The organism is Leptospira bourretii (genome assembly GCF_004770145.1).
In the GTDB taxonomy this organism is placed as follows: Bacteria; Spirochaetota; Leptospiria; order Leptospirales; family Leptospiraceae; genus Leptospira_A; species Leptospira_A bourretii.
The window spans coordinates 257,889-284,597 of the sequence record NZ_RQFW01000005.1; the positions used below are offsets into that span (position 1 = coordinate 257,889).

Here is a 26,709-nt window from a genome sequence, read left to right on the forward strand (position 1 = left end):
GATTTTTTTTCTTATATTTAGGAAACCGAATCAATATACAATTGTATTCGGTTTTGGATCTCCACAAGAATGGATGGATCTGGGAAAGGAATCGGATTTCCTTCTGGATCTGTCCATTGTAACTTCCCTTCCTCCCCTTTTCGCAAACTCAAATAAAAGATAGGTGCAGGATTCCTTCGATTCCCTTCCAAACCACCTAACCTTAATGTTACGGAGCCCATGTCTGAAATTACCCATTCAAAGACCTGTCCCATCTGTTCTGTCTTCCAACGAATGGGAAATTCGATAGGTTCTTGGGTTTGAGGTGCCGGACTTTCTATATTTGGATATTTTGCCAACAACCAACGAAAAACGCGGAGGGATTCTTCTCTTAAATAAGGCAAATCATTGAGTTCAATGGCATTCATAGTTTGATAACACCGTTTTTAATTTTGGTCCGAAAAAAACTCGCCAAACAACCATCATTTGAATTCTTTTTTTGTTGCCTCTTCTTTTAACTGCAACTTTGCTTTGTCCCAAAACTGGTCTAGTTCTACCAGGGAATGATCTTTTAAAGTTTTCCCAATTTCTTCTACGAAACCCTCAACCATACGAAAACGAGTTTCAAATTTTTCATTGGCACGGCGAAGACAGGTTTCAGGATCAATGGACAGTTTACGAGATAAATTGACGAGTAAAAAGAAAAGATCACCTAACTCATCTTCGATGCGCTCGTCATAAGGTATTTTTTTCGCACTTAAAGATCCTTTGGATTTTAGTTCGGTATCTAATTCTCCTATTTCTTCTTGGAACTTTTCAAACACTCCAGAAACAGTAGGCCAATCAAATCCATGTTTCGTGACCTTACTTTGGATTTTTTCAGAACGTTGGATGGCAGGTAGTGCTTTGGGAATTCCGGCAAGAATGCTTTTGTCGGGATCAGCTTTTCCTTTCGATTCTTTTTCTTTTTGTTTTAACTGATCCCACTGAGTCAGCACCTGTTCCCCAGAATTGATTCCTTCTTTGTTTCCATAAACATGGGGATGGCGAAACACTAATTTTTGAAATACATCATTGGCCACGTCTTGGAACTCGAAGGCTCCTCTTTCCTTGGCCAATTGGCTATGAAAGGTAATTTGAAAAAGTAAATCACCCAATTCTTCTTTTAGGTGGTTGTCGTCTCCTCTTTCAATCGTATCAACGACTTCGTAAGTTTCTTCCAGTAAATGGGGAATGACGGAAAGATGGGTCTGCTCTTTGTCCCAAGGACAACCTTCGGGACTGCGTAAATCTGCCGTCAGAGCGAGTAGGTTTTCCAAGGGTGAATCAAAATTAGGAGGGTTCACTGATTGTATTTTTCCCGAACCTTGCGGGAAGCAAACGGAAATTTTATCTTGCGAAAGCCCCCCCCCTTTACGAGTCTATCCCTATGTTCCAATCTCGTGTCTCCGTTGCCATCCTTATGGTGATCGCTACTGTCATCAGCCGTATCCTACCTCACCCACCGAATTTTACGCCCATTTTGGCCGTTTCTTTGTTTTCGGGTGCTTATTTGACAGACAGACGACTTGCTCTTTTTGTTCCTATCTTAGCGATGTTCGTTTCCGATTATTTCATCGGGTTTCATGACCTAATGCCTGTGGTTTACGGATTTATGATCCTTGCAGTTCTTTTTGGAAAACAAATTGGAACTTCCCTTATAAAATCCCTTGGATTCACAGTGGTTGGATCGGTTGTTTTCTTTATTCTGACGAACCTAGCAGTTTGGGCCACAAGCGGTATGTATACTCTAGATGCTTCTGGACTTGCGACTTGTTTTACACTCGCCATTCCTTTTTTCCAAAACTCAATTGCCGGTGATTTAGTATATTCCGGAATCCTTTTTGGATCGATGGCTTTCCTCAATCGCACTGTATTTGTTACGGCAAAACAAAACGCATAAAAACAAATTTTCCTTTTACAATTCTTGTAACATTCGGTGGACTCGGGTCTTTGGGCCATCCGCCGAATTTTTGATCCTCTCCACTATCTGCAAACGATCTCTTAGTCCCATCCGGTTCGCAATCTGAATTCCAAGCCCTGGCCTTGCATTCATTTCCAAAAGAAGTGGTCCCCTAGTTTCATCGAGCACAATGTCTACACCCAAATATCCGAGACCGGACATATCGTAACAACGAGAGGCCATTTCTAAAATAGTTTCCCAATGAGGGATCACTCTTCCACTTAATGTTTGTTTTGTGTCAGGATGTAGATGAATGATTTTATCATTACAAACCGAATGTGTGAGAGTTCCCGTAGATAAGTCTACACCCACACCGAGAGCGCCTTGGTGGAGATTGGCTCTTCCTCCCGATTCTTTTGTAGGTAAACGTAACATAGCCATCACAGGATATCCTAAAAATACAATCACACGAATGTCTGGAATTCCACGAAAGGAAATCTCACGAAAGAAAGAATGGCATTCCAACCTCTCTTGTAATACACAAGAATCCGAGTTTCCATCCAAAGAATACAGTCCTGATAAAATCCCAGAGATATGGTGGTGAAGTTCTTTTTCAGAGATATTTTTTCCATCTACTTTCTGATAAAGAATAGAACCACTAGGGGTTTCCGATTCACCAGTAATCACAAGGATTCCGTTCCCCATACCACCGTTAGCTGGTTTGACAACAAATCCAGGCCTTTTTTGGATGAGTTCCCGAGTGCCTCGGATTCCACCAAAAGCATCCACTACTCCGTAATGGTGAGGCATAGGAACATGAAACTGCCTAGCAAGTTCCGCGGTTTTCCATTTATCATCCACTAAGGGGTAATATTCTCTTGGATTGTAAGGCAAAATGTATTCCCCAATCCTACGGTTGATTCCAAGGATTCCCTCTTCTTCAAACTTCTTGAAAAGAGAGATCATGATTTAAATATTTCCTTAAATCGAAAAAGTTCTGAAACTCGATACCCTTTGTATTGACCAAGAAGAATTTGAATGGCGATGACAATGAACAACAATTCGGGATGAGTAAAAAAGAGAATTTGTAAAGAACCAAAAAAGAAAATCATATAACTAATGAGAGCAATGAGTAATGTTCCCGCAAGTGTCACAAAAGTATGTAAAACTCCTTCCTCAATGATCATAATCGAAAATCGTTCTACAAAAATCGTAGTAATGACAATTGGGAACAAAGTGACACTCATTTGATTAAAAATAGAAATTTCTTCATTTAAAACGGAAAATAAAATTAGGGTAATGACGGTGATTGTGAGTAGGATCGAAAGTCTTGGAACAGCCAGTAGATAGTATTTGTCCAAAGCATACCTTTCAAAAAACCCAAGTCCAATGATCAAAAGGAAAAAACAAATCCCAAAGAGGAGATTTGTTTCATAAAAAAACATCGCAAGTAAGATCGGTGTAAAAATTCCGAAAGTAGGAATTCCAATCATATTCCTAGCCACCGATAAAACCAAGGCACCAATGGGAATCAAAATCACCAACCGGAATAAGTTCTGTAGCGGTGTTGGCAAACTATACAAAGAATAATAACGCAAAAAACGATTACTCGTAGCTATTTCGTCACTATACTCTTTAAAATTATAGCGATTTACATTTGATTTTGTAATATACGTCGTATAACGGAAGGTAGCTGGTTCTTCCCCAAGAGATCTTCTCTCTTCGACGGATTTCCAAAGTGGCAGATACCCGTTGACAGCACTGGCAAAAATATTTTTGTAAGTGGATACAAAATACCACTTACCATGAATTCTAATTTCGTTCCAAAAACTAAGTTTTGTTTTGTTATCTTTTGTATTCTGTTTGGACAAATCAAAACCAGCCACTGTCCTGGCTTGGATTCCCCGTATCCTACAAAGTAGGGAAAAAAGAATCGCCTGTGTATAAGCACTTCCATTGTGCAAACGAATTGTATCAGAAAGGGAAATTTCTTTGGTTGTATTCAAAACTTCTTCTGAAATAAAATAAAAAATTTGTTTGGCTGCTGCCACATTGTCTTTGTCGTAAGGATGAATCTGTTCAAAGAGTTTTTTTGCTAACTGAATTTCTTCTGGAGAAAAATTCTTAAGAGAAAGATAATATGGTTCCTTTGCACTTTGTTTTCCCGTTGTTTGAGGAATTTCAGGTTCTGGATGAGAATGTGTATAAGGTAAAATTTTTATTTTTGCATAATAACCAATTGGAGAATTCCAATCTTCTCCTTCCCAAATTCCCAAATGGCCATACTGTCTTTTTTGCATCCTAAAATCTAAATCCTCTATCTTCATATTGGATTTTAAAACTTTAGATTGAATGAATTGTTTTGGGACTGGAAAGTTCACTTCCGAAACGGCAACATTTTCTTTTGGAAGGATCACTACTTGTAAGTTGACAGTATCATCAACTTCCATTGGTAAAAGTGAAAGATCAGCAACCTTTAGTTTATATAGAATCGATACAATGGGTAAAATGATCAGTATCGATACTGTAATTAAAGTTTTGCGATCCAAACTAATCCCCTAATGCGTGCGACAAAGATACATCCACTAAAAACTTACCCATTAGATAATTTCGACCAATGAGAATGGGATAATTCAAATTCGTTCGATCATTCAAATTGATGATGACTTCTTCTTTGATTTTACCCATCTTCATCACCTCACGAATCATAATTCGTTTTTCAGAAACTCCAGAAGTACTAGAAACCTTTGCTTCTTTTACAAATCGACTTTTTAACTTAACTGGTTTTTCATCCACAAAGGTTTCAAAAACAACAAATTCTTCCCCATTTTCCGTGAGTCTTTCAATATTGACTGCATGGATGGAACAGGATTTAGCACCTGTATCGATTCTTGCCCGAAGTTTAAGTTTCCAATTGGGAAATTCAACCCATTCCACTCGACCAATGATGGGTTTTAAATATTGAGGTGGAATGACAATGGGTTTGATATGTGAATCTGGTTTTTTCTCAATGATTTGTTTGGATCCAAAACAATTGAGAAAAAGCGACATTGACCCAAGTAAAAAAATAAATAAAAAACGAGAATGATTGGAATCAATGAATCTGAATTGAAATTTCATAAAATGACTGGAAAAACTCATACTGACTTACGCTGCTTATTTTTCACTTCATTTTGGTATGCATTGAATAAATCAATATAACGCAAATAACCCAAACATTTACCATCTTCAACAATTGCAAGTTTGTCGACATCATATTCTAAAAGAATGCGTAACGCTTTTCCTAAAGTGTCTTTCGTGCAAACAGAAGGAACATCTTGTACAATTTCTCCGCAAGTAATCAAGTTTTTTAAATCCGCTTCAAATTCTGGAAGGATTCTATTTTTTCGAAGGGAGACAATCCCTTTGTATTCTTCTCCGGCCCCAATCAGAATGAAATCACTCGCTTGGATACCCGGTGCATTGGATTGTAATTCAGTCAAAGAAAGATGTTCTGAAACAATTGCATACTTTCTAAATTCAGAAAAATGATCCGTGATACGAATCCGATCCATAATGTCCTGATTCATATCCCAATGGTGCGAAGGAGACAAAAATCTATTTTTGATTTGGTTTCTATAAATAGAAAATTTATGAGACAAAACGACAGCAACAACAGATACAATCATCAGTGGCGGTAGGAGTTCATAACTTCCGATCATATCACAAACCATAACCATTCCAGCAATGGGAGCTCTTGCCACTCCGGCAAAAAAAGATCCCATCCCCACCAAAAGAAAAGGAAAAATAACAATACCTAATTCTGGAAATACAACTTGAGCCATCGAACCAACAAAGGCACCTAACATACCTCCGATGGCAAAAGAAGGACCAAGTAACCCGCCTGAACTTCCAGAACCAACAGTTAGTGATGTAGAAAAAACTTTAAATAAAGCAACGGCCAAAAGGAAAAAAGGACCAGAAAAAGCAAAACTTGTCGACTCTAACACTTCTCCATTGATCATTCTTTGGATGAGTCCAAATCCAGAACCCAAAACTTCAGGAAACAATAAAGCAATACAACCTACAATCAGACCACCAAACGCTGGTTTCAAAAAATTGGGTAAAGGAAGTTTCGAAAAAATATCCTGCACAAAATGGTATACTTTTACAAAAAAATATCCAACCACATAACAAAGAAGCCCAAGTAAAATATATAAAGGAATGTGCCTGTAATCGTTAAGACTATACTCTTGTACAGAAAATATAGAACCACTCCCTGCGATGCTTGTATATGTCAAATAGGCTGTAACAGATGATAAAATACAAGGAACAAGAGAATCACTTTCGATATCTTCTTGGTAAACCATTTCTACGGCAGTGATCGCTCCACCAAGTGGTGCACGAAAAATGGCTCCAAGTCCTCCCGCCGTACCTGCTAACATCAAAGTCCTTCGGGCTCTGGCTCCGGCACCTAAAAACCCAGCCAAACTAGAACCAAACCCGGCACCAATTTGTGCTGTTGGTCCTTCCTTTCCTCCAGACCCACCGGAACCTAACGTGAGTATGGTGGCAATTGCTTTATAAAATGGAACCTTGGTTTGGATTTTTCCTTCGTTAAAATGAAATGCATAAATGAGAGAATCAGTCCCTCCACCTTGGGCTTCGGAACAAAAAAAACTTGTGATGATCCCAACAAGAAGACCACCGATGGCAGGTAAAAAAACAACCCAAAGAGGAGAGAGAGGACCCACGTCACCGATGGAATGGAAATGCAAATCACCCGCCGGGATCCCTGGATCATAACCCATCAAACTTCCAAAGGTAAACGATTCCGTCCAAGTTAAGGCCCAGTTGAATCCATAGGCACCAAAACCTGAGAGGAGTCCGATGAGAAGCGAATAGACATAAATCGATCTCGGTCCCTGGATAGAAAACACGCCCTTTAGACCAAAATTTGACCCCATAGGGCAAGATTGCAAATTCGCCTAAATTTCCCAAGGAAATTCTGAATCCTCTTGACCAGGGAATGAATTCCTGTGACGATTGGATGGTATGTTTCGATCGACTGTTATCCTTTTGGTTCTTTCCTCCGTTTTTGCGGCTTGTGGTCTTAAAAACGAAAACAAAGCGGAATTGTCTATGCTCGCCGACGGAGAACCCGGCCTCTACTTTTTAGGGGAAGTGGATAGCGATATCACCACTAGTTGTGGTCAAGCCACTCCGGCAACCACCACAACGACAGGAACCGGAACGACAACAGGAACCACTGGGTCTACTTCAACCACAAATAACACCCGCTTTACGGTAATTTCTCAGTTGATTTTCAAAACAAAAGAAACACTTAACTTACGTTTTACTTATGATAGCACACAGATCCAAGGAAAGATCGATCCACAACAAGGTTTTGTTCTTGCAGGCGGTGCATTTGGAAAAACGGTCCAAGGAACACAGGGGACAGTGGAATGGTTCAACCAAGGGATCAATATTGACACTGCTTTACAAAGTGCCCAACAGATTTCTTTCTTTAACTTAGAACTCACACTCAATGGAACTTATAGTACCACTGCTACAACTACAAATGTCCTGCTCTCTTGTAATACTTTGGATAGTGTAAATTGTACTTCAGGAACATCCACAACACAATGTTTTACTTCTGATAACAAAACTTGTTTAGTGCAAAACACAAGCACAGATTCAAAGTCTGTAATCATTCGCGGAACCATCAAGTGTAATGCACCAAATATTGTTCCGCAATAAGTTAAGAACCAACAGACCTTAACGATTGTATCGATTTCTTGTTTGCCTATGTTTCCTTCCTCTCACGCTTTCGGCGGAAGGGAATCCGGGACTCTGGCATTTAGGAACCAATCCACAAACAAAACAATCGGAACTTTCTCCCAAAGATTACCACCATCATTTTTATTTCGGTTTTACCAAAGAAGACCACTACTACCAAATCCAAATTGAGGAAAATGCATCACAGTATTTTCATTTTGAAAATGGAATGATCTCGGAACTGGATGTATGGTTCTTCCAAAATGATCGATTGGTTTCAGAATTACAAACAGGATTACTACGAAAAAAAAATCCTGATGTTTTGTTTACTGGCGGATTTGTTTTACCCGCAAAGGAAAAGGGAACTTATCTATTCCGAGTCCATTCAGACGATCCACATCGAATCAATTTTCGAATCCGAAGTGATTCTAACTTGTTACAATATACTAAATCCATATCTTTATGGCAGGGTTTTCATTTAGGACTTTGTATTTTAGTTTGTCTTTTGTCTGCGACACAGTTTGTGTTATTAAGAGAAAAAGTATATTTATTACTTACGTTTGCGACTCTTTCTATCCTTTTTACCAATACATTAAGATCTGGACTTTTATACGAATATGGTGCCAGCAACTATGAATGGTTTTATCGTTACATACCAGGCCTCATTTCACTTACTCCATTTGGACTCGTCATCTTTTTAAGAGAATTTTTACAAACGAAAGAAAAATATCCAAATGCAGATAAATATTTAGTATCCTATGCTATCTTTATGTTGGCATCCATATTGATTGTTTTTATAGACTTACAATATTATTTTCGATTTATCTATTCAAATAGCTTGATGTTAACATCACTAACTTTCGGTTATGCGATCTATAGTTTAATCAAAAAGAAAGAGAATGCAAATGTATTGTTCTACGCATTTTTTGTTAGACAATTAAGCACAAGCCTCCTTATTTTTACAAATTTTGGTTTTCTTCCCTCTTATCCCTTCCTAAGTTCTGCCAATGAAATTGGAGCAGCACTTCAAATGACGATCTTTACCATTGCCATTTCAAAGTTCCAAATTCAAACTCGCATCAAAAAAGAAGAAACCGTAACCAAAGAAAACGCGGAACTAGAATCAATCGTATGGGAACGTACCAAAGAAATTCAAAAACAAAAAGAAGAACTAGAGAAGGCTTTACTGCAAATCAGCCATACCGAAAGTAAACTTGTCTTTTCAGAAAAAATGTCTGAATTGGGGAAACTTGTCGCAGGCGTTGCCCATGAAATCAACAACCCTTTAAGTGCCATCAAAGCATCCATTGAAACTTTGATAGAATCCAAAAACAACGAAATTAAAAATTTAGGCTCAAAAGAAAATATCTATTCTTCACTCACACCGCAAGAAATAAAAACAATGAAACAATTGTTAAGTTTCCAATCTGATTTTGGACTTGTTGCAAGTTATACAGAGAGAAAAGACAAAAAAGCAAACCTAAAACAAACATTCAAAGACAATGGGTTAGAATTTGAGGATTCCATTTTAGAAAGATTTTTAGATGTAGGAATTACAAAGTTATACGATGAAGAAATAACCTTATTAAAATCGGGAGAAGAAAAACTCTCAAACCTTCTTTTAGAAGAAAAAAATTTCAAACTTCATTTATCAATCATCCAGATTGCCGTTGATCGATCTTCCAAAATCATTTTAGCTCTCAAAAACTTTTCTCGAGTCACAAAGGTCGAAGAAAGAAGGATCTTTACCTTATTAGATAATATAGAGACAGTCATTACAATTTATCAATACAGAATGCGTGGGAAGGTTTCTCTAAAAAAAACTTTCATAACGGATGCGACCATTCTTGGTTGGCCAGAAGATTTAATTCGTGTATGGACCAACTTAATCCTAAATGGGTTAGAAGCTATGGATCAGAAAGGAAACCTAATGATCACTACTGAACAAAAGGGAAACAGAGTGGAAGTAAAGGTAATTGACAATGGTCCAGGGATTCCATTAGAGATTCAGAACAAAATTTTTGATCCATTTTTTACCACCAAGAACCATGGAGAAGGAACGGGGATGGGGCTTGGAATTACAAAGTCAATCGTTGAAAAACATAAAGGGAATATTTATATAGAATCTGAACCGGGGAGAACTTGTTTTTCTGTTTTATTGCCGGTCATTGAATTCATTGATCCCAACGAACCTTTTGTGGAAGAAACCTAAGTAAGTCGCTCTAATTGTTCTACAAATAACTGACGTTCAGCGCTCGTAGGAAATTGATTTAAAAAACCAAGTAGGTAATTTTTTTCTGCGCCCAACTCTTTCTGAAGTTTTTCAGAAATCTTTTTTGATTCCATAAGACCAAGAATGTAGGCTCCATCGGCCGTAGTTCTTTCTTCTTTTTTGAACACAGATTCCAATTTTCTTTTTTCTAAAAGACTCAAACTTTCTCTCAGAACAAGAACCGGATATGTATAGAGTCCATTTTTAAAATCTTTTAAAAATTCCTTACCACTAGCACTTGAATCCGTAAAATAATCCAAACAATCATCTTTCTTTTGGAAAAGTTTTCCCAACCTAACACCGAAATCACGGATAACTGCCCTTTCTTTTTTTGACTTACCGGCAAGGATGGCTGCCGACTCTGTACAAACACCGAAAAGAGAAGCTGTTTTTCCATAAATAATAGAATCATAAACTTTTAAGGAAATTTTAGGATTTTTTTCCCATTCCATTTGCAAAAGTTCGCTCACAGAAAGATCCTTTAACACTTGGGAAAAAATTTCCATAAGTTCTGGATTGCCAAGGGTATTGAGTCGACTGATTCCACAAGCTAACAGATAGTCACCGGCAAGAATGGCTGTTTTATTTCCAAACAAAGTCCCAATCGTCGGTTTGCCTCGGCGAATAGGGGCATTGTCCACTACATCATCATGAAGTAAACTTGCGGCATGGATGAGTTCAGCGACACTTCCTACATCAAGCCAACTTGTATCTTTTACATTTAGAAATTGGCAAAAAAGATAATGCGAGAATGGACGGATTCGTTTTCCACCAGAAGTGATGACATGTTTTTTAATTTTTTTGAGAACGGGAATGTCTTCTTTAATGATTCCATCTAAATTTTTATCAAACTTAGCTAATATGGATTGGATACGAAGATTTGATTTCATTCATTATTCCACATGAGTGGATCGACTTTCTAAAATCTGCAAATGATCTTTAATAATATTTTCCATTTCTTTGGTTTGGTTGTCCCGATAGATATGGATTAAATTTCTGCACATACGTTTGATCATGGAAAGTGTGGATGCTTTTGTGAAATACTTAGGCGAATTGGAATATCCATTTGCCTCTAAAAACTTTTCACATGTGAATTTATCTAATAAAACACCACCATGAAATGGATCGATATACGTAAAATACCCGTCCGATTCATATTGCAAAAGGAAATGAAGTGGTAAATTGGTTCCATAAAGAGGAAGTCCCAATCTTTGGCCAACTAACAAATACACAACGGAAAGAGAAATTGGAATCCCCAACCTACTTTTGATCACTTGGTAAAGGTAAGAATTTCCGGGATCATTGTAATTTTGAATATTCCCAACAAATCCTTCTTCTTGGAATAAAACTTGGCAAAGGATTTGGACTTTTAATTCATCTGTCAAATATCCAGAATGATCATCATACAACTCAGAAACTCGAAGGGCAATCCGATCTAATTCGTGTTTGATCTCTGCATAGTTTTGGTCAGGAAAACCTATACTAGAAAGTTGTACACACATCTCTTCTAAATCTTTATAATGATTTGTATTCCCACGTAACGTGAGTTTGAAGAAGGAATGACGAAGTCTGTGACGAGTAATTTCAGCTTTTAAACTACGGGCTTGTACTCGAAGGTAAGGATCTTTTACTTCTTCTAAAGCAGACTCTACTTGAATCTGCCATGGGACACGAGATGCGATGAGTTTTAATAAAAAACGTTTTTTTTCAGGAGGAGCAATTTCCCAATCATATAATAAACGAGTGATATCGTCTGGATAAAAATCAGGAAAAGAAGTTTGTCCCATAGAAAAACTATCTATATAAAAACAGAAATGTCAATCGAATCTAAAAGATTATACTAATTCTGCGAGTGCTTGCGCTTCTTGTTCTTTGTTCGGAGGAGTTCCATGCCATTTAGGATTGTTTTCCATATAAGAAACACCTTTTCCTAAAATAGTTCTAAAGACAATGAGAGTTGGTCCACCTGTATGTTGTTTTGCTTTTGCAAATGCAGCAAAGATTTCTTCCATATTATGTCCGTCTGCATTGATTACATTCCAACCGAACATCTCAAACTTTTTATCTAATGGTTCTAACTTCATTACTTCTTCTGTATTACCATCAATTTGGATGTAATTACGATCCATAAAAGCAATGAGGTTGTCAGTTTTGAAGTGAACAGCCGATTGAGCTGCTTCCCAAGTCATACCTTCACCGCATTCACCATCAGAGATGCACGTATAAATTTTATATGTCTCTTTTTTTAGTTTTGCACCGAGAGCAAGTCCCACTGATACAGACAAACCTTGTCCAAGAGAACCAGAACTAGACTCGATTCCCTTCATATAACGAGTGGAAGGGTGTCCTTGGAGATAAGAATTGATATTACGAAATGTCAACAGATCCTCTACAGGGAAATATCCAGAAAGTCCCATAGATGCATAACGTACGGCACAAACGTGGCCGTTAGAAAGAATGAGGCGATCTCTTTCTGGCCATTCAGGATTTTTGGGATCATGATTTAAAATGGAAGTATAAAGTGCAGCATAGATATCAGCAAGACCAAGGGGACCACCTGGGTGACCAGAGTTGGCAGCCGTAACCATTTTGATGACTTGGATTCGGATATCTTTTGCAAATTTCTTAGCGACTTCAATTTTTTCCATGAACATTCCTTAAAGCGGTTTTGATTGAAATAAAAACAGACCGGAGATATAAACAATCGTGTACAATGGCAAAAAGATGTAATGCAATTTTACGTGTAAGTTACGTTTTCTTTTCCACCCCAAATATCCCATACACAACATTAGAACAAGGGCAATGGCTGCAAAAAACCTGTGAATATGGATGATGGTTTCCGGTGTTGTTGGATAAATTTGGTGTAAAGTTACGCCACCTAACAAATATTTCATGCTTAAGAGATAAACAGCAGCGGTGAGATTTGCCAAAATCCCAAGCGAATTGAAGAACCTATGGAGTTTTTGGTCTCTCTTTCGAAAAAAATACCCTGAATAAAATCCAATTAGGGAGATCGTCATCAGAGAATTGACCCAAAATAGTGCCATCTCTTGTCATTCTGAAAGAAACCATCTCCACTCAAAGAATTTTTATTTGACCTTAACAGCTTTTCCCAAAAATTGGATATGCATGCCGCCTTAGCTCAGTGGTAGAGCAGCTGTTTTGTAAACAGCCGGTCGGAGGTTCAAATCCCTCAGGCGGCTCCATGCAACTTCTTCGGGTAGGTACTCAAGTGGCCAACGAGGGCAGACTGTAAATCTGCTGGTTTTACCTTCGAAGGTTCGAATCCTTCCCTGCCCAATCAAGTCTTCTATTACCACAAATAAAATCCCCAACTAACAACAAATCGAAGGATTCGAATAGAACCCGAGCGACTGCGACAATAGGAGCAGTTTCCGCACGATGCGGAAAAGCGAGTGGTGACGGGCCCGAGCGAGCGTAGCGCCAGGATGGCGGAGCGAAGGGTGGGCGAATCAGGACGCTTCCATACTTGTCCGTTCCCTGCCCAAACTAAGAAGTCTCTATCACCACAAACAAATCAGCAACTAAATCACCCAGTTCAATATCTTGGTTCTATAGAAAAAATAGGCCCCATCTTTTTTTCTTTGCAACTGTATTCCAAATTGTCCGCGTTTCGATCGCACAACTGAAATGAAATTCATAGGTTCTTGCCCTTCCCAAGAGACAGTCGGAAACAATTGTTTGCCAGATCCATCATAAAAAGCCCATTGTGTTTCCTCAGTTTCTGCGGACTCTTCGGTAAAGAATTGATCCAAACCCACTTCTGCTTCTGGTAAAAATTGGCAAGTCATGGAAGAAGATATCGGATTTCGACCGAACACTAACAAAGGTTTTTGTTTGCAAAATCGAATTTGGTCTCGTGATGATCCGACAAGTTCCAATCGTAACGTTTGTTCTGGTGTGACTAAAAAATTAGCGAATAGAGAAGAGGCTAAGAAAAAAACAAAACCGAAAACAAAGCCCATTGAATGAGATTTTTTTTTCATTGGTTTGTCCCCGGGAAGAGTAATGTTAAAAATTCATTCCCTTCTCTTTCGGCTAAGATGCGAATGCTTGGTTCATAAGGTTTCCAAGAATTGTTTGGATTGGGAGAACAATAAAAATGCAAAAGAGTTTCGATTTCATCTGTGGAGGACGGTGAAAATTTAAATGTCGAACACATCTCTTTTGCATTTCCTTTTAAAACAAGGGATTTTGTGGTTTCTAAATCCGCTCTTGGTTTGGATCCAAAACTTCCACTCATCCGAAAGTATCTTGCGGACAAATCGTATTCTGTTGTTTGGCGGTAGTACACTCCCATCAAATACAAAACGTCCGATTTTTCTTGGTCAGATCTTTCTGATTCAGATTCACCCAAAATGGTTTTCAAAAATTCCTTACCGGAATCGGCTCCAATTTTAAATTCAGAAATCCCAATAAACAATGGAGTTTTTGCCATTGCCTGGTTTTCTGCATAAATCGATAAAATCACTTTGTATTGTTTGCGTTTCAAAAGAATAATGGAAGCAAATTCATATAACTTTTGTGAGTTGGCAAGTTTTAGGTGTTCTGATAATTCCGTAAATTTATCCGCAGAGGCTTTGGCCGCGTGTACGTAGGTTGCTGATAGTTCGGCAACTCCGATCGGTTTGTAAATTTCTGCCAAATGAGTCCAAATCCAACCTCTTTCTTTCGAAGGAATGAGTGAAGGAAATTTACTTCCTAAAAACAATGCATCCAGTAACTTTCCATGTTTTTTATACAAAAAGAAAAGTCTGGATACCACTGCCTTTTGTAATTTTCCAGATGGTTTTTCTGTTAATGCTTTTTCATACAAAGGAATGGCAAATAGAGTATTCAATTGTTCCATCTCATACCCTGATTCATAATAAGAATCTGCAAATATTGATGAAGAAAATCCAAGTAAAGAAATAAACAAAACGAAACGAATCAATCTAATCTGAATCTTTTTCATCTAATACAACCCTTTCATCAAATCTTTGTTTTCTGAATGTGTTGCTTTATGGTCTTCTGTACAAATTCCCTCAGGGGGATAATCAGAAAGATACAACTCATTTGCCACTGGACAATTGGCACCTGCTTGTTTTCCTGTCAACGAACAGATCTTATATGGTTTTGCATAAACTGGTTGGCTGAATTGGATTTTAGGAATTATATTTTTTTTATCAATAGAAGAAACAATTTCTCCCCAAAGGGGAGCGGCCACTGCTCCACCAAGTCCACTCGGACCCATTCCAAATTTTGGATTGTCATAACCAACCCAAACGGCCAAAGCTAAATCAGGCCTTGCTCCCACAAACCAAGCATCTTTGTAATCATTTGTAGTTCCCGTTTTACCGATTAAATCTCCCGCATAACCACCGTTTCTGACTCCACTAGCTCGACCACTATCACGTAATAAAGATACCATTACTTCTGCTGTGTCAGGACGAATCACTTGGCGCTCTGGTGGGAGTTTTAATTTAAACTCATCAGTTCCACCCACTTCATACAGAACCACACCTTTTGCATTTTTAATCCTTTGGATGAGATAAGGACGTTTGACTGTGCCTTGGTTGACAAAACCTGTAAAGGCGGATGCCATCTCCAAAGGAGAAATCTCCAATGTTCCCAAAGCCAAAGACAAATCCCCTCTGTATCGATTTTTCTTTTCTGCATCATTTGGAAAAAAGTATTTTGTAAAATAACGTTCAATGCCGGCAGTACCCAATCGTTCTGCGACTTGGACGGCTGCGGTGTTTTTCGATTTTACAAGTGCTGTGCGAAGAGAAATCTCCCCATCAAAACTTCCTCCTAAATTTTCAGGAGCCCATTCCTTTCCACCACCGCCACGATAATACAAAGGAGCATCCAAAATTCTTGTACCAGATTGGATCACACCAGCATCAATCGCAGAAGCATATAACACTGCTTTGATGGAACTACCGGTTTGTCTCCGCATTTGGGTGGCACGATTGAATTGGTTTTGTGAATTAAACTCTTCACCACCATGCAAAAATAGCACCTGACCTGTATTTGGTTGTATTCCAACAATTGCAGCCTGGACGGCACTGGTATCTTTTTCAGATTCCAAACTATCTGTGTTCCATACTAGTTCGTTTAAAATAGATACTTCTTCCATCTTCTGGCGAAATGCTAAATCTAAAGGTGATTCCGGCTTTACTCGAACTCGTTTTTTTTGGATTTTTCCAGACTTCCGATTCCGACTCAAATATTCACGAACGATTGGACCAATGAGTTCTTGCGCCCCTCGGTCCAAAGTTGTTTCTACCGTATACCCACCACTTTCATAAATATTCTTATCCCCTTCTAAAGAAGAAAGAATTCCACGCACATGTTCAGTCACATAAGGAGCAATGTCTTGTCTCGAACCAAAAACTGTTTCATTCGGAGAACGAGTGGAAAGATTATGATAAAAACTAACGAACTTTTCACGATCTAAATTAGGATAAATGCCTCGATTGCGAAACATCTGTAAAATAGCACGAACACGAGTGTATGAATCTTCTGGATTTTTTAATGGAGAGTATTTGTTAGGTGCGGAAGGAAGTGATGCGAGTAACACCATTTCTTCCTTGCTCAACTCCATTGGATTTTTTTGAAAATAGAATTTAATTCCCTCACCAAATCCAAAGGCACCATGACCTAAATAAACATGGTTCATATACATTTCTAAAATTTGTTCTTTCGTTAACACTGACTCTAAAGCAAAAGCAAGTTGGGCTTCTCGCCACTTTCGATTCAAACTTTTACGACGATCATCAAGGATAATTCTTGCTAACTGTTGTGTGATGGTGGAGGCACCTTGTTTGTAACTTAAATTGACTATGTTTTTAAAAAATGCTCTAAGAATTGCCGAATAATCAATCCCACCATGAAAGAAAAACTTTTGATCTTCAATATTCAAAAGTATGGAAATCATATCCTCTGGATAGTCTTGCAAACGTAAGGTGGAAGTTCTTTTTTGGAAAATTTCACTCACCATCTGCCCATTACGATCTAAAATTTTTGTAGGAATGTTTTTGGATAATGATTCCAAATACAAAGGAACTTCCTTTTTAGTGGAAAGAACTCCCGCAACAAAGTAAGAAAAACCAAGGATCATTAAAAAAAGACAAATTGAGGTGAAGACAAAAGTGATTTTCCAAAAAGAAGGAGTCGATTGTTTCGCTTTTCCCGAGGCGATCCTTTGTTTCAATGGTTTTGGTTTGAACTTACGTTCTTCCGGTTCTCTTTCAAAAACCACTTTTCGTTCCCAAAAAGGTTTTGATTTTGGTTCTAATTTTTCTTTTAAAGAATTTGATTTGGAAATGGATGGAGTTGGAATTTTGAATGGTTGGTAGGATTGAGCCGCATTAGAAACCGAAGGTTCCTTCGAAACCACTTGCAAAATTTCGAAACGATAATCCGTAAAACTGAGAATTACTTTTTCGCTACAATGAGCGCATGTTAGCTGAAACTTACCTTCTTTTGGGATTGGTTCTGGCAATCGAGATGCCTTTTGGCAATGTGGACAAAGGTATTTGGGAGAAGGTGCCGACATAGGTTCTCCCTATTCTTATCGGACGTTTGTTAAAATTACAAAATCAGCGATTTTCACAAAATCCTGGCTTTCTTCTCGATCTTTGGCAAACCCGGAGATCACAAGAACCGAAACTCCCATTTCTCGTAGTCTGTGGACGACACCACCCTTGCGATCGGAATGAAATCGACCATTCAAATGAACCACCTTTTTTCCCGATTTATAGAATTCCCTGGAAATCGATTCGGCCATACCTTGGTCCCAAGTTGCTTGGCCGAGAACCAAGTATTGGTTTGTAAGTCCGTGACTCACTCCGTGTCCACTGGCAAACAAAGCAGTTAACCGTTGTTTGTAATCTTCCGTTAGATATTTTTCTAAACTATAAGCCGGAGGTAAATAGGCAATAGCCGAATCAGAAAACTCGCGGTAAGCGGCCAAACCTTTTCGTGAAATTAGATTTACATAACGACGAGGAGGATTTGCTGCAATCACATTGCATTTTTTTTCTTTTGCTATCAAAACTAACGGCAAGTAGTCGGTTTTAAACGATTTCCAATGAGAAGTAGAAGATAAAAAATGTGACTCGGTAATGGTTCCTTTTAGAAACTCGTTTACAATATTTTGTCCGTCCTGTTCTAACATTTCCAAAGAAAGGGAAGTTGGCTCTAAATCAGAGATTTCTTTAAACAAAGATTCATAAAAACGATGGAGATCTTGGTTATCATGTTCTTCACCCAAAACAATGACATTGTATTTTGATGATTCTTTTAGAATATCGGAAATGGATACGGTTTCTGCCGTGGATGTCCGAACAATTTGTACGGTTGAATTTACTTCCTCAGCAGAAATTCCAAATCCAAAAAAAACACACCAAAACGAAAAAAGAAATCGATTACAGAAGGTTTTCAATGGCTTGTTTTAACTCCGTAGATTCCGGTTTGGTTCCCGAAGGAAATCTCCCCACAACATTTCCATTTTTATCGATGAGGAATTTTTCGAAGTTCCACTTCACATCCCCTTTTTCTTTTGCATTCTCTGTTAAAAATTGGTAAATTGGATCTTTATCATTTCCCAAAACTTTTGTTTTTTTCATCAGATCAAAACTAACCCCAAAGTTTAGTTTGCAAAACTCGGCAATTTGAGATTCGGTTCCTGGTTCTTGGCCACCAAAATCATTAGAAGGAAAGCCAATGACTTTTAATCCTTTGTCTTTGTAAGACTGGTGAATTTTTTCAAGGCCTTCATATTGTGGCGTATAACCACATTTAGACGCAACATTGACAACCAGGACGGGATGTCCTTTATATTCAGAAAGGGAAACGTCCTTTCCTTGGATGGATACAGATTTGAAATCGTGGAATGACATCTTTTTTCCTCCAGCATAGATATGAAAACCGATTAAGAGAAAAATGGCAAACAAAACTTTTCTTTGCATGGAACCCCCCTGTTTCATGTTTAGACTATGTCTGCATTGTTTTTCGCTGTTCTTTCTGAGGCCAAACCTTGGATCACAAAACTACAAGCGAAACCCATTTCCCATTTGGGGAAATTTCGAATTTTCCAAAAAGAAAATCATTATATCATTATTTCTGGAACAGGCAAACTTTCTGCGGCATTGGCTGTCTCCGAATTTGCCCATATTCTCTCGAAACCAGATCGAAACCAAATGAAAATTTGGAATTTAGGAATTGCAGGTTCAAACAGTAACGAACTCTCGTTAGGTGATTTTTTATGGATTCATAAAATCACTGATGCAGGAACAAAAAGAGATTTTTATCCAGATCGAATTGAAAAATCAAAATTCACAAAAGAAACAACCTTAACCACATTTGACAGACCCATTACCAAAAATGAAGATTCCGATCGATTTTTATTTCTCTCCCAAGAGGAGTTAAAAGGAATCCAATTGATTGATATGGAAGGGTCCGGTTTTTTTGAAGCTGCCTCTTTATACTTTCCATTAGAAAATATTTCTCTTGGAAAATTAGTTTCAGATCATCTGGAAGGAACCTTTTGTAAGGCCGAAACTGTAGAATCCATGATGGCAGAAAAGATGGAAGGACTATTCGATGAATGGACTTCCCCCCTCCCTTGGACAGGAATTGATTCGATTGAAACTTTCGATTGGCCATTGGTGGAATCATTCATTCAAAACCTTCGCCTAACGGAAACAATGAAACATGATTTAAAAAAATCAATTCGGTTTTTCCGATTACGGAATCCAAACACAAGTCTTCCTTTTCCAGAGGAATCTCTTAAAATCCATTTAAAATCCAAATCTGATCTCAAAGAATTCTTTGAACAGTGGAGAGAGTCTCTACATGTTTAAGTCATTCTCTCATATTTATATTGAAGATGGGATTCGAGATCATTGGAGGACCAAAGAGATATTAAAACGTTTTCCCAATGCCATCCCCATTCCCATCAGACATTACAAAGATAGTTTTAATCGAAATTCCCAAAACTTTCGGGTCCAAAAAGAAACACCTAAGTTAATTTTAGCAGAAAAAAAAGAACATTTTCTGTATCCAGGAAGTGATTTTTCTCCTAACTTCTCTCATCCACATTTTTATTATAATACAATCGCTCTCAATTGTATTTATGACTGTGAATATTGTTACCTACAAGGAATGTTTCCTTCCGCCAATCTCGTGTTATTTGTCAATTGGGAAGATTTTTTTGATGCCACAAAAGAATTTATAGAAAAAAACCAATCTCTGTATTTGGCTTTGTCGTACGATACCGATCTTTTGGCTTTGGAGTCATTTTTTCCTGCAACCAAAGCCTGGTTAGAATTTGCCGCAACCGAACCAAGATTAAGTTTAGAAATTCGCACAAAGTCGACTAACTACAGTCAAATTGCTCAATTCTCACCCAATCCGAATGTGATTTTGGCTTGGACCATCAGCCCACAAGCCATCATTGAAACCATAGAACATGGAACTCCACCACTTCATGCAAGGATCAAGGTTATCAACCAAGCAATCCAAGACGGTTGGAAGGTCCGAATTTGTATTGATCCAATCTTAAGAGTTCCGAATTGGAAAACCCATTACCAATCGTTAGCTGATACATTAGGGAAAGAACTAAAAATAGATGGCCTGGTTGACATCAGTATTGGTGGATTTAGAATGAATATTGATTTTTTAAAGCGAATGATGGATGTAAGAAAGGACTCTTCCATTTTATTTCATGCTTTTGAAAAAAAAGATAAAATTGTTTCCTATTCAAATTCAGAAACGGAAGAAATTTTAGAACTTATGTCATCGACACTTCGCCAATACGTTTCTCCTTCAGAAATAAAAGTAAGTTATACCTGAATTTTTCCTTTTCTTTTCTGTCACTAGTTCTTAACCTTAGTGCCTACCTATGAAGAAAAGATTCATTTTAATATTCCTGTTTTGTATGTTCTTTGGATTCTCCGCCTGTTCGGAAGTCAATCGCAACAAACCAATCGCAAAGGAAGGAAAGGTGGATTTGTCCTCATGGGACTTTTCGAAAGATGGAAACATCACTCTTGACGGAGAATGGGAATTTTATTGGAAACAAACGAACAAAGGCATTCAAATTGACACTGAATTGGGAAGGGAACCTAAGTACATCTACCAAACAGTACCATCTAATTGGAAAGGTGTGGATTGGTTTGGTGAAACTCTCGGAGGTTTTGGTTATGCGACATATAGGTTAAAAGTCCTTTTTCCAAAAAACACACCCACCCTAGCCTTTCACAACTTAGATCTCTCCTCTGCTTATCGATTGTACATTAACGGCAAACTGGTGGTGGAACAAGGAAGTTTTGGAATCAATCCCAATTACTTTGAACCATCCTATAAATCGGTTCTTTTGGATTTAGAACCCCTGTCAGGTGAAACGGAAATCGTGTATGAAATTTCCAATTTCCATTATTCCAAGGGTGGATTTTGGGAAAGTATGGAAATCGGCGAAAGACGGATGTTATATGACAAAGTCAATCGCAGTTACCAAATTACTTCTTTTCTTGCTGGTAGTATTTTTTTATGGGCTTTGTACCACTTGGGACTTTTTGTTATGCGCAGGCAAGACAAAGCAAGTCTTTTTATATCTTTGTTTAGTTTACTCATCGTTATGCGACTTCTAACAATAGGCGAAAGAAATATCTTAAACATCTTTCCTGACATGCCAATGGATTTTCTCATCCGATTGGAATTTGCAACCATATACATTGCCACCATTGTTTTTGCCTATTTTTACCGTTTGGTATTTCCCAATACTGTGGGAAAAAAAACGATGTGGGTTTTGAATGTTCTGATCACTCCCTTTCTTGTTTCCTTATTTTTGCCAGTGGCTACCTTCAGTGCCCAAATTCATTTTTTCCAAATTTTTTTGATTTTAGTCTGCGTTCGAATCACGATTGCCATCATCATGGCCTACCGATCAGACACAGTGGGTGCGGGCCTTTCTCTGATCGGTTTTAGTTTTGTATTTGGCACTGTGGTCCATGACATTCTTTATCAAAACAATGTCATCAATACAATGAATATAACTCCCTTTGGGTTTTTAGGATTTATTTTATTCCAAGGTTATATTCTTTCGTATGGATTTACGAGGGCTTACCTTTCTATTGAAAAACTTAAAGAAAAATTAGAAGTATCCAACAAAGAACTCAATATCCTAAAAGAAGGACTGGAAGACATTGTTGTAGAAAGAACACATGAATTAGAAAATTCAAAAGCGAATATAGAAAGGCTAAATGAATTTGCAAAAACATTAAACACTTCTCTTGAACTAGATAGTATTCTCACAAAAGCCTTCGATTACTTAAATGAAGAAGTATTTTGTGATTCCATGATTTTACTTCTTGTGGATGCAGAAAATTCAAAACTCACTTATCATAAATCTGTTTTTTCCTCCAACTCAAGATTGTTACCTGAATCAAAGTTAAACAGTATGAGTTTTGCTTTAGACTCAAGTGCTGGAATTTTTTATCACGTTTACAAAAGAAATCGCCCATTCCGATTTGCAAAAATCTGGGAATCACGTCTTACTGAATCCAACCAACAATTTCTTCAAATGGTGGGAAAACACCCTGGGATGATCATTCCTCTCAGTTCTCAAGGCAAGGTAATCGCCATGTTGGCCCTCTTTAGTGAACAAAAAGGTAGAAGTTTTTCTAGATCCCAACTCCAGTTAGTTGAAAACACTGCAGAGAATATTGCGACTGCTGTTACCAACTCCATTCTTGTGGAAGAAATGAACCGAGAAAAATTCATTGCAGAAAACTCAAGAATGCAAATGGAAAATGCTAAAAATGAGGTTGTTAAGTTAAACGAATTCGCAAAAAAAATAAACTCTGAATCAAGTCTCTCACAAATCATAGAAGAGATGTTTAACTACATCCTAAAAACATTTGAAATTGAAGCAACACTCCTCCAACTCATTGATCCTAAAAAAAACGAACTTTATACCTATAACACAACCATTCCTACTTATGCGACAGAGGAACAGTTGTTATTTGCAAAATCAATCAGAGTCCCTCTTAATGAAAAAGGAGGGATCATTTATAAAACTTTTCTTAGAAAAAAAGCTTTGTTTGTTCCCAAACCTCCGAAACGATACGAATCCGAATTAGATGAACAGATTTTTTCACAACTAAGTCTCACTTCCTTCGTGGCAGTTCCACTTGTGGTTCAAAACGAAGTGATCGGTATGGCATATTTCACCTCTTTCCAAAAACCATTAGAAGTCACAAGAGAAGTCCTTCGCCGCATTTCAGGATTTTGTGATCAAATTGCGGGGGCGATCCAAAACTCTTTATTGTTACAAATCACAGAAGAAGAACGAAAAAAATCAGAACAGGCAAAAGCAGAAATTCAAAAAATGAATGAGTTTGCAAAAAATGTAAACTCACAAAACAATTTAGAAAACATCCTCGCTGAAATTTTTGGATTCATTCGAAAAAACTATAAAATCGAACACTGCGTCCTCTATTTCTTAGATAAAGAATACAACGAATTCCGTTATCTAAATCACTCGGGGTTTGATCTATTAGTGGATGAAAATATAAACTACTTTAAATCTCTTCGGTTTCCACTCCGAGAAGAAAGTGGGTTCGTGTACAAATGTTACAAACGCAAACGCCATTTTTATATGAAACATATTCCCAAATCACTCCCGTTTGCCATTGACAAACAAATTACAGAAAGATCGGGAATGAATGGGTTTTTAATCTCTCCTCTTGTGAACAATGACGAAGTGGTAGCGATGGCTGTTTATGGAATTGGCGATGAAAACATTCAGTTGAATAAAGATGAAGTAAATTCCATTGTAGGTGTTTCTGAACACATTGCTAGTGCCATCAACAATCACTTTTTACTTAAAAAAATTGAAGAAGAAAAACAAAGATCCGATTCCCTTTTATTAAACATCCTTCCTAAAAACGTAGCAGAAGAGTTACAAAAAAAAGGCAGAGTCAATCCTGTTGAATTTGAAAATGTAACCTTACTTTTGACTAGTTTTCCCGGATTCTCCCAAATCACAGGACAACTCACTCCGGAAGAACTCATCGAAGGATTGGATTTATATTTTTCACGTTTCGATGAAATCATCAAAGCACAAGGGATGGAAAAACTTCGGATGACAGGTGATATGTATTTGGCAGCAGGAGGACTTCCTGTTGGAAACTTTACACATGCTGTTGATGCTTGTCTTGCCGCCTTACAAATCAAAGACGAAGTAATGCGAATGATCGAGGATTTTAAGGACATACCTTTTCGTCCGAATGGAATTACCATTGCAATCCATTCAGGTCCCGTAGTTGCGGGAGTCATCGGAAAATCAAAGTTCAATTATGATGTTTGGGGAAAAACGGTAACACAAACCCAGGCAATTCGAAGAGGAGGAGTTGGGGTTCCAATCAATATCTCTCAAGAAACTATGGAAAAAGTAAAAAGACTCTTCCATATTGGAAACCAAAGACAAATCAATACATACGAAGGAGACCAAGTTCCCATTTATGAATTGTTATCTTTAAAACCTGACTTATCTGATGATACAGGATCAACACCAAATGAAAAATTTGGGAGATTGTATACACAACAAAAACGGGGAGCAAAAATTCTAATCAAATGATCTATGCCCTTGTCGCCATCGCCATTCTCTTTGTAAGCATTCTGTACGGAATGTTTTTATTGTACAAACAAAAAGAAGACAAAGAAAATACGATCATCGTTTACCAAGCTGAAGTTAAATTATTAAAAGAAGATTTAGAAAAAAAAGAAAAAGAACTCATCAGCACAAAATCCATCTCAGAAGAATTCTCAGATAAACTTGTTGACTCGTACGCTCAGTTATCCGACTTAGATGGACTCCTAAGAGAAATCAATTCTGCGTCAGACTTAAAAGATATTCTCAAAATTTTAGGTCGCTACATTCGGGAAAAATTCAAAGTCCCACACTATTTATTATATGTTTACAAAGAAGAATTAGAAGCACTCGAATTTTTTCACAGCAATTTTCCAGAAGAACTCACGGACAAAGTAAAAGAAGAAATTATGGAAAGGAAAATTCCAGTTTCCGATTCATACGTTACTATGTATGCACATGCTTATGTTCGAAAACGCAAACGAAGTTTTTATATTCAAGATTTCGAATCATATAAAACGGAAGGAGTTGAACTTGCGAATAAACAGTCAGCAAATCTAAAATCCCTTCTCATTGTGCCACTATACTTACGAAATAAATTCATTGGAACACTCGATTTATTAGATTATTCAGGAAATTTTGGACTAACAGAACAACAACTGAACCAAATCAAAATCATTGCGGATTATATTGCAGGTACAATTGAAACTGGTTATCTACTCAATGAACTCAAGGAAGGGAACATCACCATTCAAAGAGAAAAAGAAAACATTGAGTCCAATCGACTAAAATTAGAAAACTTACACCGATTCAACCGAAGGATCAACTCATATTCACAAATCGAAGACATAGCGAGAGAAGTATTTTCCTATCTCAAAATTAACCATAGAGTAGAGTTAGGTTTTATTTTACTCGTTGACCCAAAAACAAATTCACTTGTCCCTCTTATGGAAGGGGCAGAAGTTTTTAACAAAGGTCTCCTTGTTACCAATTTTCTTAGAACATTTCGAACTACACTTTCACCAAACATAGGTTCGCTTTACCGAACATTTGAAAAACAAAAGCCAGTTTACTTAAAAAAATCGTTAAAGTGGAAACAACTTACAAACATTGATACATCTATCGTGGATAGTTTTAAATTGGAACTGTTTGGACAGATCCCACTCGTAGTCCAAGGACAAACCATTGGGATTATTTGTGTCACTCGCCTCACAAGAGAACAAGACTGGACCAAAGATGAATTTGGAGAAATTATTTCTTTCTGTGAACAAGTTGCAGGTGCCATCCACAATGCAAATCTTAGGCGGGATCTAGAAAAAGAACGAGAAAAAACTCTTCATTTCATTCGAAATATTTTACCGGGAGATTTAGCGGATGAACTGATTGAACGGGGCGAAGTGGTTCCAATGGAATATGAATCTGTAAGTATTCTATTTACGGATTTTAAAAATTTTACCCTAGCAGCAGAATCACTTTCTCCAGAAGATCTGATTGAACAATTGGATGGTTGTTTTTCTCAGTTTGATGATATTGCAGTCCGTCATAATTTTGAAAAACTAAAAACCATTGGCGACTCTTATATGGCTGCCGGTGGAATCCCACAAGGTAATTTTACACATCCTGTAGATGCTTGCCTTTTCGCGATGGAAATCAAATCCTTTATGACACAAATCAAGTCATTCAAACAGATGTTAGGTCAAGATTTTTGGGAAATTAGAATTGGAATCCATACTGGTCCTGTTGTAGCCGGTGTAGTTGGAAAAACTAAATTTGCTTATGATGTTTGGGGGGACACTGTGAACATTGCAAGTCGTATGGAAAGTTCTGGTGATGCAGGAGAAATCAATCTTTCGGAAACCACATATGATAAAGTGAAACGTTTCTTTGAATGTGAATATAGAGGGAAAGTAAAAGCCAAAAACAAAGGTGAACTTGGAATGTATTTTTTAAAAAGGCTTCGTCCAGAATTTTCAAGAGATCTGGAAGGAATGGTCCCAAACCAAATCTTTTTGGATTTATATAAAAATTTGCAAATCGGTGCCAAAATCATCTACAGACAAACTGGCTCCTAATTTAACTACCTCCTCCCGAAGAACC

The 26,709-nt window shown here is 37.6% G+C and carries 22 protein-coding genes and 2 tRNA genes; 9 read left to right on the forward strand and 15 right to left on the reverse strand.

Annotation, left to right across the window (positions count from 1 at the left end; genetic code table 11):
• Nucleotides 1–17 precede the first annotated feature (17 nt).
• Nucleotides 18–407 (reverse strand): LIC_13241 domain-containing protein, encoded by a 390-nt coding sequence (locus tag EHQ47_RS02815; RefSeq protein WP_135747679.1) that lies wholly within the window; start codon nt 405–407, stop codon nt 18–20.
• A 54-nt stretch (nt 408–461) separates the two neighbouring features.
• Nucleotides 462–1,325, reverse strand: a complete 864-nt coding sequence (gene mazG / locus EHQ47_RS02820; RefSeq protein WP_135747678.1) for a nucleoside triphosphate pyrophosphohydrolase — start codon at nt 1,323–1,325, stop codon at nt 462–464.
• Between the two features lie 83 nt (nt 1,326–1,408).
• Between mazG and EHQ47_RS02825 the strand changes: the two genes are divergently transcribed.
• On the forward strand, nt 1,409–1,921 hold the full coding sequence (locus EHQ47_RS02825) for a DUF6580 family putative transport protein (protein WP_135747677.1): 513 nt from the start codon (nt 1,409–1,411) through the stop codon (nt 1,919–1,921).
• Between the two features lie 15 nt (nt 1,922–1,936).
• Here EHQ47_RS02825 and EHQ47_RS02830 read toward each other — a convergent pair whose 3' ends face one another.
• The 4 genes from EHQ47_RS02830 to EHQ47_RS02845 are packed head-to-tail and all read right to left on the reverse strand — an operon-like array spanning nt 1,937 to nt 6,840.
• Nucleotides 1,937–2,887: an alpha-L-glutamate ligase-like protein gene (locus tag EHQ47_RS02830; protein WP_135747676.1), complete on the reverse strand. Its 951-nt coding sequence runs from the start codon at nt 2,885–2,887 to the stop codon at nt 1,937–1,939.
• On the reverse strand, nt 2,884–4,470 hold the full coding sequence (locus tag EHQ47_RS02835) for a 7TM domain-containing protein (protein WP_135747675.1): 1,587 nt from the start codon (nt 4,468–4,470) through the stop codon (nt 2,884–2,886). The genes EHQ47_RS02830 and EHQ47_RS02835 overlap by 4 nt, the downstream gene beginning before the upstream one ends.
• A 1-nt stretch (nt 4,471) precedes the next feature.
• The gene (locus tag EHQ47_RS02840; RefSeq protein ID WP_135747674.1) at nt 4,472–5,062 is read right to left on the reverse strand and encodes an ATP-dependent zinc protease family protein; all 591 of its coding nucleotides are present in this window, start codon (nt 5,060–5,062) and stop codon (nt 4,472–4,474) included.
• Entirely contained in the window at nt 5,059–6,840 is a 1,782-nt protein-coding gene (locus tag EHQ47_RS02845; RefSeq protein ID WP_208727380.1) for a chloride channel protein, read from the reverse strand. The genes EHQ47_RS02840 and EHQ47_RS02845 overlap by 4 nt, the downstream gene beginning before the upstream one ends.
• A 115-nt stretch (nt 6,841–6,955) precedes the next feature.
• Here EHQ47_RS02845 and EHQ47_RS02850 point away from each other — a divergent pair, with 115 nt between their 5' ends.
• Together EHQ47_RS02850 and EHQ47_RS02855 are read left to right on the forward strand one after the other, a co-directional pair.
• A complete protein-coding gene (locus EHQ47_RS02850) occupies nt 6,956–7,660 on the forward strand; it encodes an LIC10920 family plasminogen-binding lipoprotein (protein WP_135747673.1) in 705 nt (234 codons plus the stop codon).
• A gap of 25 nt (nt 7,661–7,685) precedes the next feature.
• On the forward strand, nt 7,686–9,890 hold the full coding sequence (locus EHQ47_RS02855; protein WP_135776510.1) for an ATP-binding protein: 2,205 nt from the start codon (nt 7,686–7,688) through the stop codon (nt 9,888–9,890).
• On the opposite strand, the gene EHQ47_RS02860 is transcribed toward EHQ47_RS02855, so the two are convergent.
• The 4 genes from EHQ47_RS02860 to EHQ47_RS02875 are packed head-to-tail and all read right to left on the reverse strand — an operon-like array spanning nt 9,887 to nt 12,997.
• Entirely contained in the window at nt 9,887–10,840 is a 954-nt protein-coding gene (locus tag EHQ47_RS02860) for a polyprenyl synthetase family protein (protein WP_135776511.1), read from the reverse strand. The two genes, EHQ47_RS02855 and EHQ47_RS02860, sit on opposite strands and share 4 nt — an antisense overlap.
• 3 nt (nt 10,841–10,843) lie before the next feature.
• Nucleotides 10,844–11,737 (reverse strand): transglutaminase-like domain-containing protein, encoded by an 894-nt coding sequence (locus EHQ47_RS02865; protein WP_135776512.1) that lies wholly within the window; start codon nt 11,735–11,737, stop codon nt 10,844–10,846.
• A gap of 48 nt (nt 11,738–11,785) precedes the next feature.
• Nucleotides 11,786–12,598, reverse strand: a complete 813-nt coding sequence (locus EHQ47_RS02870) for a transketolase (RefSeq protein ID WP_100741966.1) — start codon at nt 12,596–12,598, stop codon at nt 11,786–11,788.
• 9 nt (nt 12,599–12,607) lie between these two features.
• Complete coding sequence (locus tag EHQ47_RS02875) at nt 12,608–12,997, reverse strand: hypothetical protein (protein ID WP_135747669.1); 390 nt, start codon at nt 12,995–12,997, stop codon at nt 12,608–12,610.
• 84 nt (nt 12,998–13,081) lie between these two features.
• Here EHQ47_RS02875 and EHQ47_RS02880 point away from each other — a divergent pair.
• Nucleotides 13,082–13,156: transfer RNA gene (locus tag EHQ47_RS02880), tRNA-Thr, on the forward strand.
• A 12-nt stretch (nt 13,157–13,168) separates the two neighbouring features.
• Nucleotides 13,169–13,250, forward strand: a tRNA-Tyr gene (locus EHQ47_RS02885).
• Between the two features lie 245 nt (nt 13,251–13,495).
• On the opposite strand, the gene EHQ47_RS02890 is transcribed toward EHQ47_RS02885, so the two are convergent.
• The 5 genes from EHQ47_RS02890 to EHQ47_RS02910 are packed head-to-tail and all read right to left on the reverse strand — an operon-like array spanning nt 13,496 to nt 18,946.
• Complete coding sequence (locus EHQ47_RS02890; protein ID WP_135776513.1) at nt 13,496–13,957, reverse strand: hypothetical protein; 462 nt, start codon at nt 13,955–13,957, stop codon at nt 13,496–13,498.
• Nucleotides 13,954–14,925, reverse strand: coding sequence for a hypothetical protein (locus tag EHQ47_RS02895; protein ID WP_135776514.1), 972 nt, complete (start codon nt 14,923–14,925; stop codon nt 13,954–13,956). Before EHQ47_RS02895 ends, EHQ47_RS02890 begins: the two co-directional genes overlap by 4 nt.
• Entirely contained in the window at nt 14,926–17,514 is a 2,589-nt protein-coding gene (locus EHQ47_RS02900; RefSeq protein WP_135776515.1) for a transglycosylase domain-containing protein, read from the reverse strand.
• A 15-nt stretch (nt 17,515–17,529) separates the two neighbouring features.
• Nucleotides 17,530–18,402: a ChaN family lipoprotein gene (locus EHQ47_RS02905; RefSeq protein ID WP_135776516.1), complete on the reverse strand. Its 873-nt coding sequence runs from the start codon at nt 18,400–18,402 to the stop codon at nt 17,530–17,532.
• A complete protein-coding gene (locus EHQ47_RS02910; protein ID WP_135776517.1) occupies nt 18,386–18,946 on the reverse strand; it encodes a glutathione peroxidase in 561 nt (186 codons plus the stop codon). The genes EHQ47_RS02905 and EHQ47_RS02910 overlap by 17 nt, the downstream gene beginning before the upstream one ends.
• Before the next feature lie 9 nt (nt 18,947–18,955).
• Here EHQ47_RS02910 and EHQ47_RS02915 point away from each other — a divergent pair, with 9 nt between their 5' ends.
• The 4 genes from EHQ47_RS02915 to EHQ47_RS02930 are packed head-to-tail and all read left to right on the forward strand — an operon-like array spanning nt 18,956 to nt 26,684.
• Nucleotides 18,956–19,822 carry a nucleoside phosphorylase-I family protein gene (locus EHQ47_RS02915; protein ID WP_135776518.1) on the forward strand — a complete coding sequence of 289 codons (867 nt, stop codon included), beginning with the start codon at nt 18,956–18,958 and terminating at the stop codon, nt 19,820–19,822.
• On the forward strand, nt 19,815–20,813 hold the full coding sequence (locus EHQ47_RS02920) for an SPL family radical SAM protein (protein ID WP_135776519.1): 999 nt from the start codon (nt 19,815–19,817) through the stop codon (nt 20,811–20,813). The genes EHQ47_RS02915 and EHQ47_RS02920 overlap by 8 nt, the downstream gene beginning before the upstream one ends.
• Before the next feature lie 49 nt (nt 20,814–20,862).
• Nucleotides 20,863–24,600, forward strand: a complete 3,738-nt coding sequence (locus EHQ47_RS02925) for an adenylate/guanylate cyclase domain-containing protein (RefSeq protein ID WP_135776520.1) — start codon at nt 20,863–20,865, stop codon at nt 24,598–24,600.
• Nucleotides 24,597–26,684, forward strand: coding sequence for an adenylate/guanylate cyclase domain-containing protein (locus EHQ47_RS02930; protein WP_135747660.1), 2,088 nt, complete (start codon nt 24,597–24,599; stop codon nt 26,682–26,684). The genes EHQ47_RS02925 and EHQ47_RS02930 overlap by 4 nt, the downstream gene beginning before the upstream one ends.
• Nucleotides 26,685–26,709: the final 25 nt, after the last annotated feature.

Excerpts from the sequence above, each read along its gene's own strand:
- EHQ47_RS02910 (WP_135776517.1), bottom strand. The coding sequence starts at position 18,946 with ATGAAACAGGGGGGTTCCATGCAAAGAAAAGTTTTGTTTGCCATTTTT.
- EHQ47_RS02920 (WP_135776519.1), top strand. The coding sequence starts at position 19,815 with ATGTTTAAGTCATTCTCTCATATTTATATTGAAGATGGGATTCGAGAT.
- EHQ47_RS02860 (WP_135776511.1), bottom strand. The coding sequence starts at position 10,840 with ATGAAATCAAATCTTCGTATCCAATCCATATTAGCTAAGTTTGATAAA.
- EHQ47_RS02900 (WP_135776515.1), bottom strand. The coding sequence starts at position 17,514 with ATGTCGGCACCTTCTCCCAAATACCTTTGTCCACATTGCCAAAAGGCA.
- EHQ47_RS02870 (WP_100741966.1), bottom strand. The coding sequence starts at position 12,598 with ATGGAAAAAATTGAAGTCGCTAAGAAATTTGCAAAAGATATCCGAATC.
- EHQ47_RS02925 (WP_135776520.1), top strand. The coding sequence starts at position 20,863 with ATGAAGAAAAGATTCATTTTAATATTCCTGTTTTGTATGTTCTTTGGA.
- EHQ47_RS02840 (WP_135747674.1), bottom strand. The coding sequence starts at position 5,062 with ATGAGTTTTTCCAGTCATTTTATGAAATTTCAATTCAGATTCATTGAT.
- EHQ47_RS02915 (WP_135776518.1), top strand. The coding sequence starts at position 18,956 with ATGTCTGCATTGTTTTTCGCTGTTCTTTCTGAGGCCAAACCTTGGATC.
- EHQ47_RS02895 (WP_135776514.1), bottom strand. The coding sequence starts at position 14,925 with ATGAAAAAGATTCAGATTAGATTGATTCGTTTCGTTTTGTTTATTTCT.
- EHQ47_RS02815 (WP_135747679.1), bottom strand. The coding sequence starts at position 407 with ATGAATGCCATTGAACTCAATGATTTGCCTTATTTAAGAGAAGAATCC.
- EHQ47_RS02825 (WP_135747677.1), top strand. The coding sequence starts at position 1,409 with ATGTTCCAATCTCGTGTCTCCGTTGCCATCCTTATGGTGATCGCTACT.
- EHQ47_RS02865 (WP_135776512.1), bottom strand. The coding sequence starts at position 11,737 with ATGGGACAAACTTCTTTTCCTGATTTTTATCCAGACGATATCACTCGT.
- EHQ47_RS02890 (WP_135776513.1), bottom strand. The coding sequence starts at position 13,957 with ATGAAAAAAAAATCTCATTCAATGGGCTTTGTTTTCGGTTTTGTTTTT.
- EHQ47_RS02930 (WP_135747660.1), top strand. The coding sequence starts at position 24,597 with ATGATCTATGCCCTTGTCGCCATCGCCATTCTCTTTGTAAGCATTCTG.
- EHQ47_RS02875 (WP_135747669.1), bottom strand. The coding sequence starts at position 12,997 with ATGGCACTATTTTGGGTCAATTCTCTGATGACGATCTCCCTAATTGGA.
- EHQ47_RS02850 (WP_135747673.1), top strand. The coding sequence starts at position 6,956 with ATGTTTCGATCGACTGTTATCCTTTTGGTTCTTTCCTCCGTTTTTGCG.
- EHQ47_RS02830 (WP_135747676.1), bottom strand. The coding sequence starts at position 2,887 with ATGATCTCTCTTTTCAAGAAGTTTGAAGAAGAGGGAATCCTTGGAATC.